The sequence below is a fragment of the Sulfurihydrogenibium yellowstonense SS-5 genome (genome assembly GCF_000173615.1).
Lineage (GTDB): Bacteria > Aquificota > Aquificia > Aquificales > Hydrogenothermaceae > Sulfurihydrogenibium > Sulfurihydrogenibium yellowstonense.
This window is the reverse complement of sequence record NZ_ABZS01000139.1, coordinates 1-4,694: the sequence shown is the minus strand read 5'-3', so window position 1 is coordinate 4,694 and position 4,694 is coordinate 1. Positions and strand designations below refer to the sequence as shown.

5 protein-coding genes and 1 pseudogene are annotated in these 4,694 nt (G+C 32.7%); 5 read left to right on the top strand and 1 reads right to left on the bottom strand.

All coding sequences use genetic code 11. The annotated features are described in order from the left end of the window. The 4 genes and pseudogenes from SULYE_RS08415 to SULYE_RS06155 all read left to right on the top strand — a co-directional run. Positions 1-254 (top strand): annotated as a pseudogene (locus SULYE_RS08415) (phosphate ABC transporter permease PstA); the annotation flags it as partial. Positions 255-266: 12 nt separating this feature from the next. Continuing rightward, positions 267-1,031, top strand: coding sequence for a phosphate ABC transporter ATP-binding protein PstB (gene pstB, locus SULYE_RS06165; protein ID WP_007547610.1), 765 nt, complete (start codon positions 267-269; stop codon positions 1,029-1,031). 44 nt (positions 1,032-1,075) lie between these two features. Next, positions 1,076-1,741: a phosphate signaling complex protein PhoU gene (gene phoU, locus SULYE_RS06160; RefSeq protein ID WP_007547609.1), complete on the top strand. Its 666-nt coding sequence runs from the start codon at positions 1,076-1,078 to the stop codon at positions 1,739-1,741. Then, positions 1,731-2,744 carry a sensor histidine kinase gene (locus tag SULYE_RS06155; protein ID WP_007547608.1) on the top strand — a complete coding sequence of 338 codons (1,014 nt, stop codon included), beginning with the start codon at positions 1,731-1,733 and terminating at the stop codon, positions 2,742-2,744. Before phoU ends, SULYE_RS06155 begins: the two co-directional genes overlap by 11 nt. A gap of 743 nt (positions 2,745-3,487) precedes the next feature. Here the strand turns inward: SULYE_RS06155 and SULYE_RS06150 are convergent. Continuing rightward, positions 3,488-3,892, bottom strand: coding sequence for a desulfoferrodoxin family protein (locus tag SULYE_RS06150; RefSeq protein WP_007547606.1), 405 nt, complete (start codon positions 3,890-3,892; stop codon positions 3,488-3,490). Between the two features lie 264 nt (positions 3,893-4,156). Between SULYE_RS06150 and SULYE_RS06145 the strand changes: the two genes are divergently transcribed. After that, positions 4,157-4,694 (top strand): superoxide dismutase (locus SULYE_RS06145; protein WP_043989183.1); only part of this gene is annotated, 538 nt, incomplete at its 3' end.

Below are 4,694 nucleotides of genomic sequence, written 5' to 3'. Positions count from 1 at the left end.
GCGTAATTCTTGGAGTAGCAAGAATATCCGGAGAAACTGCACCATTATTATTTACATCATTTAACAATAATTTTACAAATTATGATGTCACAAAACCAATGGCATCTTTAACAGTCACGGTTTTCCAGTATGCCATGGGACCATACGACGAATGGCACAGACAAGCATGGGCAGCATCGTTCATTCTTACATTTTTCGTATTGATTGCATCAATCGCCGCAAGATACTTAATCCAAAGGAAAAAACACTCTTAGGAGGAAAACTAAATGTCTGAAAATGTAAAATTACAAGTCAAAAATCTAAATTTTTATTATGCTGGCAATAAACAGGCTTTAAAAAATATAAACATGCCGGTTTATGAAAATAAGATTACAGCGCTGATCGGACCGTTTGGATGTGGTAAAACTACACTGCTTAGATGTTTTAACAGAATGCATGACTTATACCCGGGCAACAGATACGAAGGAGAAATAATATTTGAAGGTAAAAACATTCTTGAAAAGGATGTAGATTTGATGGTCTTAAGAAGTAAAATCGGGATGGTATTCCAAAAACCAACGCCTTTTCCAATGTCTATATTTGAAAACGTCGCATATGGACTGAGACTTCAAGGAATTAAAAACAAAACAGAGCTTCAAGACAGAGTTGAAAAAGCTTTAAAAGATGCTGTAATCTGGGACGAAGTAAAAGATAGACTTAATGTATCGGCTTTTTCTTTGTCAGGTGGTCAGCAGCAAAGATTATGTATAGCAAGAGCAATAGCAGTAAAACCAGAAGTCATACTATTTGACGAGCCAACATCAGCACTTGACCCAATATCAACATCAAAGATAGAAGAGCTTATAGTCGAATTAAAGAAAAATCATACAATTATTATTGTTACCCACAACATGCAACAGGCAGCAAGGGTTTCAGACTACACTGCATTTATGTATCTTGGAGAGCTTATTGAATTTGATTTAACAGATATTATATTTACTAAACCAAATAAAAAACTTACAGAAGATTATGTTTCAGGTAAATTTGGTTAATATGAAACTTTTAAAAATTCAATAAGTATACGAAGAGATGTTATATGTTAATAGAACCAAGACTGAATGAAATCAAAGAAAGGCTTTTAAAAATGGCTGAAATTGTAGAAAATATGATAGATAACTCAATAAAAGCTATCATAGAGCATAACCCCGAGTATTTAAAATATGTCGAAGAAAATGAAAATATAGTTGACCAGATGGAAGTAGAAAATGAATCATTGATAATAACAACCATGGCAAGATATCAACCGGAGGCAAAGTTTTTAAGAATGCTCGCAATGGACTTGTTTGTAAACAGAGACCTTGAAAGAATAGGAGACCATGCAGAAAACATAAAAGAGCATGCCCAGTCTATTTTAACAAAACCAAAGTTAAAAGAATATGTAGATTTACCAAAAATGACTGAGTTAACAATACAGATGGTTAAAGATGCAATAAAAGCCTTCGCAGAAAATGATACAAATCTTGCAAGAGATGTAATAAAGAGAGACGACTTGATAGACGCATTGGAAGACCAAATAATAAGAGAATTATATACTTACATGGTAGAAGACCCGTCAACAATAAAAGTTGGATTAAGACTTATGGACGTTGTTAAAAACATAGAAAGAGTTGCAGACATAGCAACAAACTTAGCAGAAGAAGTTATTTACATGAAAGAAGGAAAAATGTTAAGACATCAGGAATTAGACGAAAATGGAAAGTAATACCCTAAAAGACCAGCATTTAGATTATGAAATACTTATAAGTTTTCTTGACTATTTAAAAGAAGGTGTCATTGTTGTTGATGAAAATAAAAATATCCTGTTTGTAAATAGATTTGCACAGAGATTTTTAAATACACCGGATTACGAAGGGAAGCATTTTAAAGAAGTTATAAATGATAATTATCTTTATTCTATAATTTCCCATGATTATGACAAAGACACAAAGTTAGAGGTAAATATAGATAGTAGTAAATACTTAGTCAACGTATATCACATTAAAGGCAAAAAAATTATTCATCTGCAGGATATAACACCATTTGAGATTTACAAACAAGCAAAGAAAGACTTTGTATCTAACGTATCTCATGAGCTAAAAACCCCGATCTCTGTTTTAAAATCTGCTATGGAAACAATAGAAGATGAAATAAAAGACTCTAACATCCTGAAATTTGTAGACATGGCAAAAAAAAGAATAAACCAAATGGACTCTCTCATAAATGACCTTCTTATACTTGCAAGACTTGAATCTCAAGAAGATTTGGTAAAAAAGAAAAAATATTTATTACGCAAACAAGTTGAAGACATCTTTGAAGATTTGCAACATCTAACAAAAGATAAGAACATAAAACTCAAAAATAATATTCCGAAAAATTTTGAAGTTTATGCAGACGAACAAAAATTAAGCATTGCACTGAAAAATCTAATTGAAAACGCAATAAAATATAACGTTCAAAACGGTATAGTAGAAGTAAATGCAAAAACCGATGGAAAGTATGACACAATAAGCGTAATAGATACAGGCATAGGGATACCACCAGAATCAATTCCTCTTGTGTTTGAAAGATTTTACAGGGTCGATAAATCAAGAAGTAGAAACATCGGCGGAACAGGTTTAGGGCTATCTATCGTTAAACACATCACAGAAGCCCATAAAGGCAAAGTATGGGTAGAAAGTCAAGTAGGAAAAGGAAGTAGATTTTATATCAAAATACCAAAAACATAATCCTTCGCATTCCACGTATCCAGGATGATTAAAAAACCCTTAGTAGTGTAATTCCACAGCCGGCGAATAATCTCATTTTTTTATTTTAGTAAGAATCAAAATATGAGATCCTTCGGACCTACGTTCTCAGGATGAAAAATAAAGGTTAATAATATGCATTGGAAAAAATAGTAGTCTAATTTGTCATTCTCAGCAAAGCGAAGAATTTTGTAATTTTATTAGACTGTTCCAAAAAACCAACATCGTCATTCTGAGCGTTAGCGAAGAATCTCATATTTTTTTAAGTCAACAAGTCAAAAAAGAGATCCTTCGGCCTTACGGCTTCAGGATGACAGAAAAAGGATGAATGATAAGCATTAAATGAATGATAACCTAAGATGTCAATCTGCAGTCTGAGAAGAATCTCAAATTTTTTGCACTTCTTACTCAACATATGGTAAGCATTAGAAAAATGTAGTCTAATTTGTTAAAAACTGTTCCAAAAAACCAACATCGTCATTCTGAGCGAAGCGAAGAATCTCATATTTTTCTTTTCAAGTAAAAAATCAAAAATGAGTTCTTTCGGACTTTGTCCTAAGGATTAAACGGAAAGGTAAGCTTACGAAAATTTTGGAACTACCTTAATTTGATTTTCTGATAGAAGAGAAAATTTTATCACTTTTATTTAATTGTTTGCCCGATATTTTTTTACACTTAAAGTTTATGGATTTAGGCACCTTAATAGGTGCCCTTTTTGGTTTATGTTATGTTGTAGCTGGTTCTGGTGATAAAACGTCTATTTCAACAGTTTCACTTTGCCATAAACCATGCTTTGTGCAGTAGCTCATTGCGTTTAATCTTAATTTGTCTTTTGTTGGAACGATGTAAAAATCTACTTCAGCTTGGTTTGGCTTATTTCCAAGAGAACCCGGTGTAAATGTAGCTTGTCCAAGTAAAGTATCGCCGTCCCATAATTGAACGTAAGCGATATAGTGGTCGAAATCATCCGGATGAACGTATTCGTTTCCAACTCTTACTTTCACTTTCAATTTTTGACCTTTTACAGCTTCACCTTCTACATGTACAAATGGAGAATGTCTGTCAATGAAATCTCTCTTAGCTTCTTTGTCGATTTGTGAAATGTCTACATAAGTGTTAACTTTTGGCATTTTTCTTCCTCCTTTCTAAGTTTTTGCGATTATAATATACATTAGAAGACAGAGCTTCATTAATGACAGGAGTCATTATATCATTGTGATTTCAGTCATAGATGCAGAAGAATTCGAGATTATATTTATTATTACCAGGAGGATTGAATGGACAGAAGAGATTTTATTAAATTGTCGGGAATAGGTATTTTAGCTTCAAGCACAAATATTTTAGCAATGGAAATTTTAGAAAAAGAAGATAAACTTAAATCTGGAGGTAGGAAAATGAAAGTTATGAAACTTCAACCAAAGGACTATTTAAAACCAAAAGGTCTTGTAGGGATATCAGATGAGCAAATTGACGTTCACTTTGAAGCTCATTACAAAGGTTATGTAGCAAAATACAATGAAATTCAAGAAAAGTTAGCATCTAATTTTGCAGATAGGTCTAAGGCTAATCAAAACTACTCTGAATACAGAGCTCTTAAAGTTGAGGAAAGCTTTAACTATATGGGTGTTATTTTACATGAACTTTATTTTGAAAACTTAATTGGTGGTGGAAAAGGTGAGCCAAGCCAGGAGCTTAGAAAAGCTATAGAAGAGTGGTTTGGTTCGGTTGATAATTGCTTAAATGAAATAAAAGCTACAGGTATAGCATGCAGAGGTTGGGCTACTTTATCTTATGATTTGTACAACAAAATGTTATTTGTAAACGGTTTTGATGCACACAACCAATATGGCTTTGTTGGCTCTGTTCCATTGATAGTTCTGGATGTATACGAACACGCTTATTATGTAGACCAAAAAAATAAAAGACCACCAT

Excerpts from the sequence above, each read along its gene's own strand:
- pstB (WP_007547610.1), top strand. The coding sequence starts at position 267 with ATGTCTGAAAATGTAAAATTACAAGTCAAAAATCTAAATTTTTATTAT.
- phoU (WP_007547609.1), top strand. The coding sequence starts at position 1,076 with ATGTTAATAGAACCAAGACTGAATGAAATCAAAGAAAGGCTTTTAAAA.
- SULYE_RS06155 (WP_007547608.1), top strand. The coding sequence starts at position 1,731 with ATGGAAAGTAATACCCTAAAAGACCAGCATTTAGATTATGAAATACTT.
- SULYE_RS06150 (WP_007547606.1), bottom strand. The coding sequence starts at position 3,892 with ATGCCAAAAGTTAACACTTATGTAGACATTTCACAAATCGACAAAGAA.